Raw genomic sequence first — 14,773 nt, 5'->3', positions numbered from 1 at the left:
AGATTCTCGGTTCCGTATTTCGGTTTGATTACATAACAGGCTTAAGCCGGTTTTGTTAGCCCAAAAAATTCGCGGGCGGTTAATTCATCACGCGCAATCTGCGCTTTCAGTTCGTCCAGCGACGCAAATCGCTGCTCACTGCGTATTTTTTTACGCAACACTACTTGTATATGGCGACCGTACAGGTCCATTGCAACATCTAACAAATGCACTTCCAGCTGCTGGCGAATACCGGCAACCGTAGGGCGTGTTCCGATGTTTGCCACGCCGGGTAACGGCTTTTCACCGAGGCCCAGCACTTCTACCGCATAAACCCCTTTCACCGGGGAAACCTGACGGCGTAGCGGTACATTCGCCGTCGGGAAACCAATAGTGCGCCCTAACTCATCACCGTGGACAACGCGCCCAGAGATGGCAAACGGGTGCCCCAGTAAACTTTCCGCCAGAGCAAGGTTGTCATCTGCCAATGCCTGACGCACAGCGGTACTGCTGATACGCACGCCGCCTTCGCAAAAAGTTTGCGTACTGGTGATGTCGAAGCCGTATTCCGCGCCCGCTTTCTGTAATAACAAGAAATCACCTTCACGACCAGCGCCAAAGCGGAAATCATCACCAACAGCCAGAAATTTTACCCGCAAATGCTTCACCAGAAGATCGCTGATGAAATTTTGCGCGGTTAACGCCGCGAAACGTCTGTCGAAACGCACGCACAGCACGTAATCAACGCCACACTCTGCAAGGTAACGCAGTTTTTCCCGCAGTCGGGTCAGACGTGCCGGGGCTTTGTCGGTAGCAAACAGTTCCAGCGGTTGAGGCTCAAAAATCATCACCATCACCGGTAAGTTGCGCTTGCGCCCTTCTTCCTGCAACCCTTGCAACAGCGCGCGATGACCACGATGCACGCCGTCGAAATTACCAATAGTCAGCACACACCCTTCTTGCGGGGCCTGGCTGAGATTATGTATGCCGCGTATCAGCTTCATGTCTGGCTCAAAACAGTGAAAATCGTCCGAGTATACCTTGTACAGCGGTCAAGGTTAACCGGCGATTGAGTACTGAAATCAGAAAGAAGTGGCTTTTCATTGCCATGGCGCAAATCACGGTAAGAAACTAACGACCTGCTGCAATTTTATCGCGGAAAAGCTGTATTCACACCACGCAAGCTGGTAGAATCCTGCGCCATCACTACGTAACGAGCGCCGCCATATTAACGGCGCTTATTTGCACAAATCCATTGACAAAAGAAGGCTAAAAGGGCATATTCCTCGGCCTTTGAATTGTCCATATAGAACACATTTGGGAGTTGGACCTTGGCTAATATCAAATCAGCTAAGAAGCGCGCCATTCAGTCTGAAAAGGCTCGTAAGCACAACGCAAGCCGTCGCTCTATGATGCGTACTTTCATCAAGAAAGTATACGCAGCTATCGAAGCTGGCGACAAAGCTGCTGCACAGAAAGCATTTAACGAAATGCAACCGATCGTGGACCGTCAGGCTGCTAAAGGTCTGATCCACAAAAACAAAGCTGCACGTCATAAGGCTAACCTGACTGCGCAGATCAACAAACTGGCTTAATCGCCTTTTGTTGTCAGCTTTGTAAAAAAACCCGCGTAAGCGGGTTTTTTTATGTCTCCAGCAGGCCGAAACTGCAGCCTGCAAAGTACGAATAGTTATTTCGCGGCTGGCGTAAACAGCGCAGAGTAATCGGCATTGCAAATACGCTGTACCGCAGGGTGTTGAATCATCCTTTCGGCAAAAATCGCATGGTACTCTTCCATGACGTTCTCAACTCGCCCAATCTCCACAACCGAGTTATCATTATAAAAATCATTGGCATATAGCGAAGGCGCAACGAAAATAGCGTTATGCGTCGCCCCAAAGGCTTTCATCAACGCCGCATCATCAAACTCCCCCAGAATTTCAACGTTTAAGCCCTGAGAGTTAAACCAGTTTAATAGCTTGCGTCCCAACATTGAGCGACGCCCCGGAATAAGTAAACGACGCTCTTCCAGACAGGCAGGAAACGGCTTTTCCGGCAGCGGGTTAGTACACCAGAAACTGACGCCACACTCGCCAATTTTCATGGAAAACAGCCCTTCTTGTTGGGTGGAGTCGATCGGACAGTCAGAGATGATCATATCCAGCTTATGCTGACTCAACTGCTCTAACAGCATCTCGTGCGTCGATTCGAAACAGCGTAGATGGATCTGCTCGTCTTCTACAACGGCTGCATCCAGAACACTGCTGACCAGGCGTTTGGAAAGGGCATCTGCCACACCAACATCAAATAATAAGTTGGACTCTTTGCGATAGTTGACGATATCCAGCATTTCCTGGCTTAACGTGAACATTTTATCGGCATAGCGATAGACCAGTTCCCCCAGTTCACTGGGTTCCAGACCGCGTCCTTTACGCTTAAATAATTTCCCTTGCAGGCGCTCTTCCAGCGCCCGGATCTGTCCGGTAATGGTTTGTGGTGTTAAATAAAGCGCCTCCGCTGCGCCAACCACAGAGCCTTCTTTGTAGACATGCCAGAAGTAATACAAGTGGTTGTAATTGATATGAGACATGCTCATTTCTCTCCCTGATAAGAATGAAAAGGGAGCCATTTATGGCTCCCCGGAACATCGTCCTGTCAAACTGATGGACGTAAACGAATGCGTAACCAGCTATATCCAATTACCGCCGAAGAGATTGAGCCAACCAGAATGCCCAATTTCGCCCAGTTAATCAGTTCTGGATCTACGCTACCAAAAGCCAGGCTGGCGATAAAGATAGACATAGTAAAACCGATACCGCACAGGATACCAACCGCCATAATTTGCTGATAAGTGGTTCCCTCCGGCAAATGCGCCAGTTTCAAACGCAGCGCCAGCCAGCAGAACAAACTAATACCCAACGGCTTGCCAATCAGCAAACCGGCGATGATCCCTAATGGCAGGATGGAGGTCAGGCCATCCAGCGTCACGCCTTGCAGAGAAACGCCGGCATTGGCAAAAGCAAACAACGGCAAAATCAGATAAGCCACCCACGGATGCAATACATGCTCCAGGCGCTTCGCCGGAGAACGACCATGCTTCTCTTTCAATGGAATAAAGAAACCGACAATGACGCCTGCCAGCGTTGCGTGGACGCCTGATTTCAACACTGCAGTCCACAACACCACGCCGACCAGAATATAAACTCCCGTGCGGCGAACACCACAAATGTTCAGCACCGCGAGCACCGCAATTGCTACAGCTGCAACGCCAAGAGAGGCCATTGACAAGTCATTAGTGTAAAACAAGGCGATGATAATGATGGCTCCAAGATCGTCGATAATAGCCAGCGCCATCAAAAAGATCTTCAGTGCTAATGGTACACGACTTCCCAATAACGCCAGGACACCGAGGGCAAAGGCAATATCAGTCGCCGCCGGGATTGCCCACCCTTCACGAGTGATAGAATCGGCGTAGTTAAAGGCCAAATAGAGCAATGCCGGGACAATCATCCCGCCGATTGCGGCAATAACCGGAAACGCAGCCTGGCGCAAACTGGCCAGCGATCCTTGCATCAGCTCGCGTTTAACTTCCAGACCAACTAACAGGAAAAATATCGCCATTAGCGCGTCATTTATCCATAACAGCATGTTTTTATTGATTTCAAGAGAACCTACCCGCAGCTGAACCGGCGTCTCAAGAAAGTCGTGATACCATCCACTGGTTGCACCGCTGTTGGCCATAATCATCGCCAGAACAGCGGCAATGATGAGAATAATGCCTCCCGAGGCATCACTACTAAAGAATCGATGCAGATGTTTCACTTTTTATTTCTCTTTCAGGTGAATAGATCGTTTTTACTATTTTACTCTGCACGAATCATCGTTAAAATCAGATTATAGTGTAGGAATAATTCGCTTTTAACGATCTATAAAGAAGATTGCGTCACCAGCAGAGGGAGTGTTTTTGGCGCCCGAAAGCGGTGGCTGATGACCTCAAGCCCTGATAATCATAGCTTAATGTCAAGATTTCTGAGGGGTTTATTCGGAATAAGTAATAATTAATTTGCAATAAACCGGAGCTGTTTGTTAAGGCGATATTTCAAATATCTCCAATTTATCGTCAATAATCGCAATAAAAAGCTAAATCAAAGTTAACTAATTGAATCCTTAAAAAAATTACGCCATAAAAATGCGAGGCGTCTTCAGGATTAGAATCGATAAAACAGAATGGATTAAAGAGAGCAGTATAATAGCGGCGGGTGCTTGAGGCTGTCTGTCTCAGGCATTAGCTGGATGGCAGATAGAGAAAAGCCCCGAGTGATATTTTACCATCAACCCGAGGCCCCCTATATGCAGACCCATGTAGAGTGCCTCTTACTGACCGTAAGGTCAAGGAGAAGAGAGCAATGAAGCAGCATAAGGCGATGATAGTCGCCCTGATCGTCATCTGTATCACCGCCGTAGTGGCGGCGCTGGTAACGAGAAAAGACCTCTGTGAGGTTCACATCCGAACTGGCCAGACGGAGGTTGCTGTTTTCACGGCTTACGAATCCGAGTAAGAGCAACGGCGGGGAGCGATCCCCGCCACTTTACAGGTGCCCGCATATCTTCAACGCACCCTATTTTTTTTACCCTGGCCTGCCCACGGGCAGGCCTTTGGGAAAATTAGCGAGTCAGGTCGTCAAAAAACTTCTTCACGCCATCAAAGAAACTCTTCGAGCGTGGGCTGTTGTGCTCGCCGGTTGGGCCACCGAAGCTTTCTTGCAGCTCTTGCAGCAGCTGTTTCTGCTTCTCGTTCAGACCTACCGGCGTTTCGACGACAACGCGACACAGCAAATCGCCCTGTGCACCGCCGCGAACAGACTTAACGCCTTTACCGCGCATACGGAACAACTTACCGGTCTGGGTTTCGCCAGGCACTTTCAGCTTGACGCGACCATCAAGGGTCGGCACTTCGATTTCGCCGCCCAGCGCCGCCATAGCGAAGTTGATCGGGACTTCACAATACAGGTTGTTGCCTTCACGCTCGAAAATCGGGTGCTGTTTAACCTGAACCTGAACGTACAGATCGCCTGCCGGTGCGCCATGCTCGCCTGCTTCACCTTCGCCCGCAAGACGGATGCGGTCTCCAGTGTCCACCCCTGCCGGGATTTTAACGGACAGCGTTTTGCTACGCTCAACACGACCATGACCATGGCATTTGTTGCACGGATCTTTGATAAGCGTACCGCGCCCCTGACAGTGCGGACAGGTCTGCTGCACGGCAAAGAAGCCCTGGCGCATCTGCACCTGACCAGAACCATGACAGGTCGGACAGGTCTGCGGCTGCGTACCTGGTTTTGCACCGCTACCGTGGCAAACGTCACACTCTTCCAGAGTCGGAATGCGGATCTCTTTGGTCACGCCACGTACAGCTTCTTCGAGGGTGAGCTCCATGTTATAGCGTAAATCAGCACCACGCGCCGCACGTTGACGACCACGTCCGCCGCCAAAAATATCGCCGAAAACGTCACCAAAAATATCGCTGAAGTCTGCGCCGCCGCCAAAACCGCCGCCGCCCATGCCGCCTTGCTCAAATGCCGCATGACCGTACTGATCATATGCCGCGCGTTTTTGCGAGTCGGTCAGAACTTCATAAGCTTCCTTGATCTCTTTAAATTTCGCCTCGGCCTCTTTGTCACCCTGGTTACGGTCCGGGTGATATTTCATGGCCAGGCGTTTATAGGCCTTTTTGATTTCACGCTCTTCCGCTGTTTTGGAAACGCCTAAAATCTCGTAATAATCTTGCTTAGCCATTTTTTTTGATTTGCCCCTAGATGAATGCACGGGCGGAGAGGAAAATCCCCTTCGCCCGTGTCAGTATAATTACCCGTTTATAGGGCGATTATTTTTTGTCTTTGACTTCTTCAAACTCAGCGTCGACAACATCGTCATCTTTCGCGTTGTTTGCAGAAGCATCAGCACCGGCAGTCTGCTGCTGTGCATGTTGCTGCTGGGCGATTTCCATCAGTTTCTGGGAAACTTGTGCCAGTTCCTGCATTTTCGCTTCGATAGCGGCTTTGTCTTCACCTTTCAGAGCAGTTTCCAGTGCAGTCAGCGCAGACTCGATAGCAGTTTTGTCGTCAGCCGGCAGTTTGTCGCCTGCTTCTTCAACCTGCTTACGGGTGCTGTGCAGCAGATGGTCGCCCTGGTTGCGAGTCTGTACCAGCTCTTCAAACTTACGGTCTGCTTCGGCGTTAGCTTCCGCGTCGCGTACCATTTTCTGGATTTCATCTTCGTTCAGACCAGAAGAAGCCTTGATGGTGATCTTCTGCTCTTTACCGCTGTTTTTGTCTTTCGCGGAAACGTGCAGGATACCGTCAGCATCGATATCGAAGGTAACTTCGATCTGCGGCATACCGCGCGGAGCCGGGTTGATACCATCCAGGTTGAACTGACCCAGAGATTTGTTATCAGCAGCACGTTTACGTTCACCCTGCAGCACGTGGATGGTTACCGCAGACTGGTTGTCTTCAGCGGTAGAGAACACCTGGCTGTGCTTGGTCGGGATAGTGGTGTTTTTCGCGATCAGCGTCGTCATCACACCGCCCATGGTTTCGATACCCAGAGACAGCGGGGTAACGTCCAGCAGCAGTACGTCTTTCACGTCGCCAGTCAGTACACCACCCTGAACGGCAGCACCGATTGCCACAGCTTCGTCCGGGTTAACGTCTTTACGCGGCTCTTTACCAAAGAACTCAGCAACTTTCTTCTGAACCATCGGCATACGAGTCTGACCACCAACGAGGATAACATCGTCGATATCAGATACGGACAGGCCAGCATCCTGCAGAGCAACTTTCAGCGGCTCGATGGAACGGTTCACCAGGTCTTCGACCAGGCTTTCCAGTTTTGCACGAGTCACTTTGATGTTCATGTGTTTCGGACCAGTCGCATCTGCGGTGATGTACGGCAGGTTAACGTCGGTCTGCTGAGCGGAAGACAGTTCGATTTTCGCTTTTTCTGCCGCTTCTTTCAGGCGCTGCATTGCCAGCGGATCGTTGCGCAGGTCAATGCCCTGATCTTTCTTGAATTCTTCAACCAGGTAGTTGATCAGACGGCTGTCGAAGTCTTCACCACCCAGGTGGGTATCACCGTTGGTTGCCAGAACTTCGAAGGTTTTTTCGCCGTCAACTTCGTCGATTTCGATAATAGAAATATCGAAAGTACCACCACCCAGGTCATAAACCGCGATAGTACGGTTGCCAGTACCTTTGTCCAGACCGTAAGCCAGTGCAGCAGCGGTCGGTTCGTTGATGATACGTTTTACTTCCAGACCAGCGATACGGCCTGCGTCTTTGGTTGCCTGACGCTGAGCATCGTTAAAGTATGCCGGTACGGTGATAACTGCTTCAGTTACCGGTTCGCCCAGGTAATCTTCTGCAGTTTTCTTCATTTTTTTCAGCACTTCAGCAGAAATCTGCGGTGGTGCCATTTTTTGGCCTTTAACTTCGACCCATGCGTCGCCGTTATCAGCAGCAATAATTTTGAACGGCATGATGGAAACATCACGCTGTACTTCTTCGTCCTGGAAGCGGCGGCCAATCAGGCGTTTAATCGCAAACAGGGTGTTTTGCGGGTTCGTCACTGCCTGACGTTTAGCCGGCTGACCAACCAGAGTTTCACCATCCTGGGTATAGGCAATGATAGAAGGCGTGGTGCGATCGCCTTCGGCGTTCTCCAGCACACGAGGAGTGGTGCCATCCATAATCGCTACACAAGAGTTGGTAGTACCCAGGTCGATACCAATTATTTTACCCATCTAAACGTCTCCACTATATATTCGGTCATCATGTGGTTGTGAGTCTGTAATAGGGGCGAAACGTCTGGTTTCAACTGCCCAATTTCATTTTTTTGCAGACTCACTCACTGCGGTTGACTACTAAATGGGGTCGTAACCCACGTCATCAAGGGGGAGATGCAAAAATTTTTTGTGCTTTTGCGCAGAAATTTCACGATATGCCGGAAGAAGTGAAAAAAAGGGAGCAATAATATTCACGTAAAAAATGAATTTCACACAAATCATTCACTAAAAAATTGTAATAAAAAGAAAAGATTACGCACCTGAATCTTCTTTTCGTCAGCAGTAAACTAGTGGCTATTCTTCCCCCGACTGCTCCCCGCTAAGAGAATCTTCATGAAATCCATTTTTATGATTTCCGCCACCCTCGTGCTCGGCCTGATGCTGTGCTGCACCGCGCAGGCCAACGACCATAAAATCCTCGGCGTCATTGCCATGCCGCGTAACGAAACCAACGATCTGACGTTGAAACTCCCCGTTTGCCGCATTGTAAAACGCATACAACTCACTGCCGATCATGGCGATTTACAGTTAAGCGCCGCGTCGGTTTATTTCAAAGCAGCCCGTAGCGCCAGCCAAAGCCTGAACATTCCGGCTGAAATCAAAGAAGGGCAAACCACCGGCTGGATCAACATTAACAGCGATAACGACAACAAACGCTGCGTGTCAAAAATCACCTTTTCCGGTCATACGGTGAACTCATCGGATATGGCCACGCTGAAAATTATCGGCGACGACTAATCTTTTAATACAGAAGCCACAATGACATGAACGTCAATTATCTACATGATTCGGACTTAGATTTTCTACAGCATTGCAGCGAAGAACAGCTGGCAAACTTTACCCGCTTACTCACTCATAATGAAAAAGGCAAAACCCGCCTGTCCAGCGTATTAATGCGCAACGAACTGTTTAAATCGATGGAAGGGCATCCAGAGCAGCATCGCCGCAACTGGCAGCTAATTGCCGGGGAATTACAACATTTCGGCGGCGATAGCATCGCTAACAAACTGCGCGGACACGGCAAACGGTATCGCGCTATTTTACTCGACGTCTCCAAACGGCTGAAACTGAAAGCCGATAAAGAGATGTCTACCTTTGAAATAGAGCAACAGTTACTCGAACATTTTCTGCGCAACACCTGGAAGAAAATGGACGAGACGCATAAAAAGGAGTTTTTGCAGACCGTCAACGCGAAGGTTAACGAACTGGAAGAGCTGCTGCCGTTATTGATGAAAGACAAGCAACTGGCCAAAGGCGTGTCGCATCTGCTTTCCAGCCAGCTGACCCGCATTTTGCGTACCCACGCAGCGATGAGCGTACTTGGGCATGGTCTGCTACGCGGTGCGGGTCTGGGAGGGCCGGTGGGTGCAGCATTAAATGGGGTTAAAGCCGTTAGCGGCACTGCCTTTCGGGTGACAATTCCAGCGGTGTTACAAATCGCCTGTCTGCGACGAATGATTAGCGCCACTCAGCCCTGATACCTGACACAGGGGAAAATTTTCATTTTCCCCTCAAAAGATCGTAGACACTGCCCCACTGGCTGATTATTATGCCGCGCCCTGAAAACACTACAGTTATTCAGGGAAATTATTTCACCATTCATTCGATGATGATTTTTGAGGAATTATGGGCAACACTAAGTTGGCTAATCCGGCACCGCTGGGCCTGATGGGCTTCGGCATGACCACCATTCTGCTTAACCTGCACAACGTGGGTTATTTCGCTCTGGACGGTATTATTCTTGCCATGGGCATTTTCTACGGCGGCATCGCGCAAATTTTTGCTGGTCTGCTGGAGTACAAAAAAGGCAACACTTTCGGTTTAACCGCATTCACCTCTTACGGTTCTTTCTGGCTGACGCTGGTTGCGATTCTGCTGATGCCGAAACTGGGTCTGACCGATGCGCCAAATGCACAGTTCCTTGGTGTCTACCTGGGTCTGTGGGGCGTATTTACGCTGTTTATGTTCTTCGGCACGCTGAAAGGCGCACGCGTTCTGCAATTCGTTTTCTTTAGCCTGACCGTGCTGTTTGCTCTGCTGGCGATCGGTAACATTGCCGGTAATGCTGCGATCATCCACTTTGCCGGCTGGATTGGTTTGATCTGCGGTGCCAGCGCAATCTATCTGGCGATGGGTGAAGTGCTGAACGAGCAGTTTGGCCGCACCGTTCTGCCAATTGGTGAATCCCACTAATTGTTTGAGATCCCCCCGCTCGGGGGGATTTTTTTATTCGTTAACTTCGCGTCTTGCACTCTTTGGTCTGAATGCCGCTACCACTTCCGGTGCCGTTTCAACGTATGGCCCTTCCAGCAACTGAATGCAGTACGGTACGCTGGCAAAAATACCGTGCACCACGACGTTACCCTCAGCATCCTTCACACCTTCCAGCGTCTCTTTGATGGACTTAGGCTGACCGGGTAAGTTAAGGATCAGTGCCTGTTTGCGAATCACACCCACCTGACGCGAAAGGATCGCGGTTGGTACAAAATGCAGGCTAATCTGGCGCATCTGTTCACCAAAGCCCGGCATCTCGCGGTCAGCTACTGCCAGCGTCGCATCAGGCGTCACGTCACGGCGCGCCGGCCCAGTCCCTCCCGTAGTGAGTACCAGATGGCAACTCATTTCATCCACCAGCTCACACAACGTTTGCTCGATGATCGCCTGCTCATCGGGGATTAAGCGGGTTTCCAGTTCAAAGGGGGTTGTCAGTGCTGATGTCAGCCATTCTTCCAGCGCAGGGATGCCTTTATCCTGATAAACGCCGCTGGATGCACGATCAGAGATGGAAACTAAGCCAATACGTAAAGTATTCATCAAGATTTTTCCGTTTAAACAGTCTCGTTAAACAGAATGATACACTGTGAAGGGAGTGACAGACAGGCTTCAGAAGAGGTAGCGTGACCGACTTCCCGGTCACGCTAAGAATGATTACAGCAGATCGCCGATCATTTTTTCCAGTTTTTCCTGGTCAACAGCAAACTTACGGATACCTTCCGCCAGTTTATCTACTGCCATTGGATCCTGGTTGTGCTGCCACAGGAACTCAGACTCGGTGATACGCGCCGGACGCGCTTTCACTTCGCCGGTGTAAGACAGTTTACGTTCGATAGCCCCTTCGCTCTCAGCCAGCTCTTTCAGCAGTGCCGGTGCGATGGTCAGACGGTCGCAGCCTGCCAGTTCCAGAATTTCGCCGATGTTACGGAAGCTTGCGCCCATAACCACGGTTTCATAACCGTGCTCTTTGTAGTACTGGTAGATTTCAGATACAGAAACCACGCCCGGATCTTCTGCCGGAGCGTACTCTTTCTTATCGGTATTCGCTTTGTACCAATCCAGAATACGACCAACGAACGGAGAAATCAGGAACACGCCCGCTTCCGCACAAGCACGCGCCTGAGCGAAGGAGAACAGCAGGGTCAGGTTACAGTTGATGCCTTCTTTTTCCAGCTGTTCCGCAGCACGGATACCCTGCCAGGTAGACGCCAGTTTGATCAGAATACGATCGTTGCTGATACCCGCATCGTTGTAGAGTTTGATCAGGCGTTTTGCTTTCGCAATTGACGCTTCAGTGTCATAAGAAAGACGCGCATCAACTTCAGTGGAGATACGGCCCGGAACCAGTTTAAGGATTTCCAGACCAATATTTACTGCCAGTTTGTCGGTCGCGTCCACAATCTGCTGCGCGCGATCGTTACTCTGCTGTTTCGCCCAGGCGACAGCATCATCAATCAACTTACGGTATTCCGGAATCTGCGCTGCGTTAAGAATGAGAGAAGGGTTGGTTGTGGCATCCTGCGGTTGATACAGCTTCATTGCCGCGATGTCCCCAGTGTCGGCCACTACAGTGGTGTACTGACGAAGGGAGGTCAATTTGTCCGTCATGATAGTATTTCTCTTTAAACAGCTTGTTAGGGGGATGTAACCGGTCTGCCCTGATGATATCACGACGCAACGACAGCGCAACCGCAGACGAGAGGGTTATAGCCCGGCGAGACTGTTTAAGTTTTCTGACACTGCGTTGATATCGCTCGCCATTTTTAAACAAAAACTCGAGTATGCTACACAGGCGTTATCTACCAATGCACATCGTATATAATTCTTAATCAATTGGTAACGTTTACACAGGAATGTAACCGCGTGCCGGCGACAAGAGGGATACGAATGCCTGATTTTTTCTCTTTTATTAACAATGTACTATGGGGATCAGTGATGATCTACCTGCTCTTCGGTGCAGGTTGCTGGTTCACTTTTCGCACCGGATTCGTTCAGTTTCGCTACATTCGCCAGTTTGGCAAAAGTCTCAAAAATAGCGTTCATCCCCAACCGGGTGGCTTAACCTCTTTTCAGTCACTGTGCACTAGTCTTGCCGCGCGCGTCGGCAGCGGTAACCTCGCAGGTGTTGCGTTGGCCATTACTGCCGGTGGCCCCGGGGCTATCTTCTGGATGTGGATTGCCGCGTTTATCGGCATGGCAACCTCTTTTGCAGAATGTTCCCTTGCCCAGCTTTATAAAGAACGTGACGCTAATGGGCAGTTTCGCGGTGGTCCAGCATGGTATATGGCACGTGGATTGGGGATGCGCTGGATGGGCGTGCTATTCGCTATCTTTTTGCTCATTGCCTACGGATTGATTTTCAGCGGTGTTCAGGCAAACGCCGTTGCCCGCGCGATGAATTTTGCGTTTGATGTTCCACCATTAGTAACTGGCATCATTCTCGCCGTCTTTACTCTGTTGGCGATAACCCACGGTATTCATGGCGTAGCCCGACTGATGCAATGGTTTGTCCCTGCGATGGCATTAATCTGGGTACTCACCAGTCTGGCCATTTGTGCGATGAATATCGAGCAACTTCCTCACGTCATTTGGTCTATTTTTGAAAGCGCCTTTGGCTGGCAGGAAGCGGCAGGCGGTGCGGCGGGTTACACCCTGAGTCAGGCGATTACAAACGGCTTTCAGCGCAGTATGTTTTCTAATGAGGCGGGAATGGGTTCGACACCAAATGCAGCAGCGGCAGCGGCATCCTGGCCGCCGCATCCGGCTGCGCAAGGCATTGTCCAGATGATCGGCATTTTCATCGACACCCTGGTCATCTGCACGGCGAGCGCCATGCTGATATTACTGGCCGGAAACGGTACAACCTATATGCCGCTGGAGGGTATACAACTTCTCCAGAAAGCGATGCGAGCACTAATGGGTTCCTGGGGAGCAGAGTTTGTCACAATCGTGGTAATTCTGTTTGCCTTCAGCTCCATCGTTGCCAATTACATTTATGCAGAAAATAATCTTTTCTTTTTACGCCTGAACAGCCCCAAAGCGATCTGGTGCCTGCGTATCTGCATCTTTACCACCGTGATTGGTGGCACGTTACTTAGTCTGCCCATGATGTGGCAACTGGCTGATATTATTATGGCGTGTATGGCTATCACTAATCTGACCGCTATTTTGCTGCTCTCTCCGGTAGTGCATACCATTGCCAGTGATTATCTTCGCCAGCGCAAACTTGGTGTGCGTCCGGTGTTTGATCCGCTGCGCTACCCGGATATCGACCAGCAACTCGCGCCTGATACGTGGGATGATGTTTCGCGGGACTAATCACAACTATCGATCAATTCATCCGCTTTTTTTGCTACAGTCGCTGTAAATTTCCTGCAAGGACTGGATATGCTGATTCTGATTTCACCTGCGAAAACGCTTGATTATCAAAGCCCGTTGGCTACCACGCGCTATACGTTGCCGGAGCTGTTAGACAACTCTCAGCAGCTTATTCACGAAGCGCGGAAGCTGACGCCCCCGCAGATTAGCACGCTGATGCGCATCAGTGACAAACTGGCGGGTATCAACGCCGCTCGCTTTCAAGACTGGCAGCCAGATTTCACCCCGGAGAATGCCCGACAGGCGATTCTGGCGTTCAAAGGCGATGTCTACACAGGTTTGCAGGCCGAAACCTTCAGTGAAGAAGATTTCGCTTTTGCCCAGCAGCACCTGCGTATGCTTTCCGGTTTGTATGGCGTACTGCGCCCACTTGATTTAATGCAGCCATATCGTCTGGAGATGGGTATTCGTCTTGAGAACGCCAGGGGTAAAGATCTGTACCAATTCTGGGGTGATGTGATCACAAACAAGCTGAACGAGGCGCTCGAAGCGCAAGGCGATCAGGTAGTGATTAATCTGGCGTCAGATGAGTATTTTAAATCAGTGAAACCGAAGAAACTGAATGCTGAGATTATCAAGCCGGTGTTCCTCGATGAGAAGAACGGTAAGTTTAAGGTTATTAGCTTCTACGCTAAGAAAGCGCGTGGCCTGATGAGTCGTTTTATTATTGAAAATCGCCTGACCAAACCAGAGCAACTGACTGGTTTTAATAGTGAAGGTTACTTCTTCGATGAAGCCAGTTCCAGCAATGGCGAACTGGTGTTTAAACGCTACGAACTGCGTTAAGTTTGCGGTAAATGCCGGAGGTCATCCGGCATTTGTATTTACCGATGGTGCCTGTCCGGACCCGGACGATGATCGCCGCCGTGATCGTGTCGATGATCTCCACGGTGATCATTTCGATGATCATTATACCAATTATGACGCGGCGCTCCGTGTGGGTGCCAGCGATTGTCTCGCCATTCATAATTTCGATACCACCAGTCACGGTCACGCCAGTAACCGCCATCCCAGTAGTAACCACGGTGGTCGCGATCGCCAATCTGTAATTTCACTGATGGTACTAGCATTATTTCCCCAGCCTGCGCTGCCATAGGAGCGACCAGAATCAGGGAAAGTGCGAGTAAGATAGGTTGCATCTTTTTCACAGGTGACTCCTTTTATCATTGCCAGTTATGGGCCGATATCAGGAGCTTACGGTAAAAGAATCCCCGTTGTCATTCTCTACAATTCAAAGAGCTAAGTTACCGCATTTATTGAAAATTTCTCCTTTTTTTCTGTCGATTTTTCTCATGTTTT

The 14,773-nt window shown here is 50.1% G+C and carries 15 protein-coding genes and 1 pseudogene; 7 read left to right on the top strand and 9 right to left on the bottom strand.

What is annotated here, in order from left to right:
* Window positions 1–41: 41 nt before the first annotated feature.
* Together ribF and RGV86_RS16130 are read right to left on the bottom strand one after the other, a co-directional pair.
* Window positions 42–983: a bifunctional riboflavin kinase/FAD synthetase gene (ribF, locus tag RGV86_RS16135; protein ID WP_032224365.1), complete on the bottom strand. Its 942-nt coding sequence runs from the start codon at window positions 981–983 to the stop codon at window positions 42–44.
* A gap of 7 nt (window positions 984–990) precedes the next feature.
* Window positions 991–1,208: pseudogene (locus RGV86_RS16130) on the bottom strand (DUF2575 domain-containing protein).
* A gap of 102 nt (window positions 1,209–1,310) precedes the next feature.
* Between RGV86_RS16130 and rpsT the strand changes: the two are divergent.
* Complete coding sequence (rpsT, locus tag RGV86_RS16125) at window positions 1,311–1,574, top strand: 30S ribosomal protein S20 (protein ID WP_001274021.1); 264 nt, start codon at window positions 1,311–1,313, stop codon at window positions 1,572–1,574.
* Window positions 1,575–1,669: 95 nt separating this feature from the next.
* On the opposite strand, the gene nhaR is transcribed toward rpsT, so the two are convergent.
* Together nhaR and nhaA are read right to left on the bottom strand one after the other, a co-directional pair.
* Window positions 1,670–2,575, bottom strand: a complete 906-nt coding sequence (nhaR, locus tag RGV86_RS16120; protein WP_000062880.1) for a transcriptional activator NhaR — start codon at window positions 2,573–2,575, stop codon at window positions 1,670–1,672.
* 59 nt (window positions 2,576–2,634) lie between these two features.
* A complete protein-coding gene (gene nhaA / locus RGV86_RS16115) occupies window positions 2,635–3,801 on the bottom strand; it encodes a Na+/H+ antiporter NhaA (RefSeq protein WP_085460299.1) in 1,167 nt (388 codons plus the stop codon).
* Between the two features lie 584 nt (window positions 3,802–4,385).
* On the opposite strand from nhaA, the gene mokC reads away from it, so the two are divergent.
* The gene (gene mokC, locus RGV86_RS16110; protein ID WP_000809168.1) at window positions 4,386–4,538 is read left to right on the top strand and encodes a type I toxin-antitoxin system toxin MokC; all 153 of its coding nucleotides are present in this window, start codon (window positions 4,386–4,388) and stop codon (window positions 4,536–4,538) included.
* 106 nt (window positions 4,539–4,644) lie between these two features.
* Here mokC and dnaJ read toward each other — a convergent pair whose 3' ends face one another.
* Window positions 4,645–5,775: a molecular chaperone DnaJ gene (gene dnaJ, locus RGV86_RS16105; RefSeq protein WP_001118464.1), complete on the bottom strand. Its 1,131-nt coding sequence runs from the start codon at window positions 5,773–5,775 to the stop codon at window positions 4,645–4,647.
* Between the two features lie 88 nt (window positions 5,776–5,863).
* Complete coding sequence (dnaK, locus tag RGV86_RS16100) at window positions 5,864–7,780, bottom strand: molecular chaperone DnaK (RefSeq protein ID WP_000516135.1); 1,917 nt, start codon at window positions 7,778–7,780, stop codon at window positions 5,864–5,866.
* A 375-nt stretch (window positions 7,781–8,155) separates the two neighbouring features.
* Here dnaK and RGV86_RS16095 point away from each other — a divergent pair, with 375 nt between their 5' ends.
* The 3 genes from RGV86_RS16095 (at window position 8,156) to satP (ending at window position 10,015) form a co-directional block, all read left to right on the top strand.
* Window positions 8,156–8,560, top strand: coding sequence for a DUF2541 family protein (locus RGV86_RS16095; protein ID WP_000835566.1), 405 nt, complete (start codon window positions 8,156–8,158; stop codon window positions 8,558–8,560).
* 26 nt (window positions 8,561–8,586) lie between these two features.
* Window positions 8,587–9,300: an acidic protein MsyB gene (gene msyB, locus RGV86_RS16090; RefSeq protein ID WP_001102347.1), complete on the top strand. Its 714-nt coding sequence runs from the start codon at window positions 8,587–8,589 to the stop codon at window positions 9,298–9,300.
* A 148-nt stretch (window positions 9,301–9,448) separates the two neighbouring features.
* On the top strand, window positions 9,449–10,015 hold the full coding sequence (gene satP, locus RGV86_RS16085; RefSeq protein ID WP_000528538.1) for an acetate uptake transporter: 567 nt from the start codon (window positions 9,449–9,451) through the stop codon (window positions 10,013–10,015).
* Between the two features lie 33 nt (window positions 10,016–10,048).
* On the opposite strand, the gene mog is transcribed toward satP, so the two are convergent.
* Together mog and tal are read right to left on the bottom strand one after the other, a co-directional pair.
* Window positions 10,049–10,636: a molybdopterin adenylyltransferase gene (gene mog, locus RGV86_RS16080; protein WP_024212610.1), complete on the bottom strand. Its 588-nt coding sequence runs from the start codon at window positions 10,634–10,636 to the stop codon at window positions 10,049–10,051.
* A gap of 114 nt (window positions 10,637–10,750) precedes the next feature.
* Window positions 10,751–11,704 carry a transaldolase gene (gene tal / locus RGV86_RS16075; RefSeq protein WP_000130187.1) on the bottom strand — a complete coding sequence of 318 codons (954 nt, stop codon included), beginning with the start codon at window positions 11,702–11,704 and terminating at the stop codon, window positions 10,751–10,753.
* A 279-nt stretch (window positions 11,705–11,983) separates the two neighbouring features.
* Here tal and RGV86_RS16070 point away from each other — a divergent pair, with 279 nt between their 5' ends.
* On the top strand, window positions 11,984–13,414 hold the full coding sequence (locus RGV86_RS16070; RefSeq protein WP_085460297.1) for an alanine/glycine:cation symporter family protein: 1,431 nt from the start codon (window positions 11,984–11,986) through the stop codon (window positions 13,412–13,414).
* A 69-nt stretch (window positions 13,415–13,483) separates the two neighbouring features.
* Window positions 13,484–14,260: a peroxide stress protein YaaA gene (gene yaaA, locus RGV86_RS16065; protein WP_000906161.1), complete on the top strand. Its 777-nt coding sequence runs from the start codon at window positions 13,484–13,486 to the stop codon at window positions 14,258–14,260.
* A 38-nt stretch (window positions 14,261–14,298) separates the two neighbouring features.
* Here yaaA and RGV86_RS16060 read toward each other — a convergent pair whose 3' ends face one another.
* On the bottom strand, window positions 14,299–14,622 hold the full coding sequence (locus RGV86_RS16060) for a DUF2502 domain-containing protein (protein ID WP_032224357.1): 324 nt from the start codon (window positions 14,620–14,622) through the stop codon (window positions 14,299–14,301).
* Window positions 14,623–14,773: the final 151 nt, after the last annotated feature.

This window comes from Escherichia ruysiae (assembly GCF_031323975.1).
GTDB lineage: Bacteria > Pseudomonadota > Gammaproteobacteria > Enterobacterales > Enterobacteriaceae > Escherichia > Escherichia ruysiae.
Note: the sequence above shows the minus strand (reverse complement) of the source record. Positions and strands in the feature narration are given on the sequence as shown.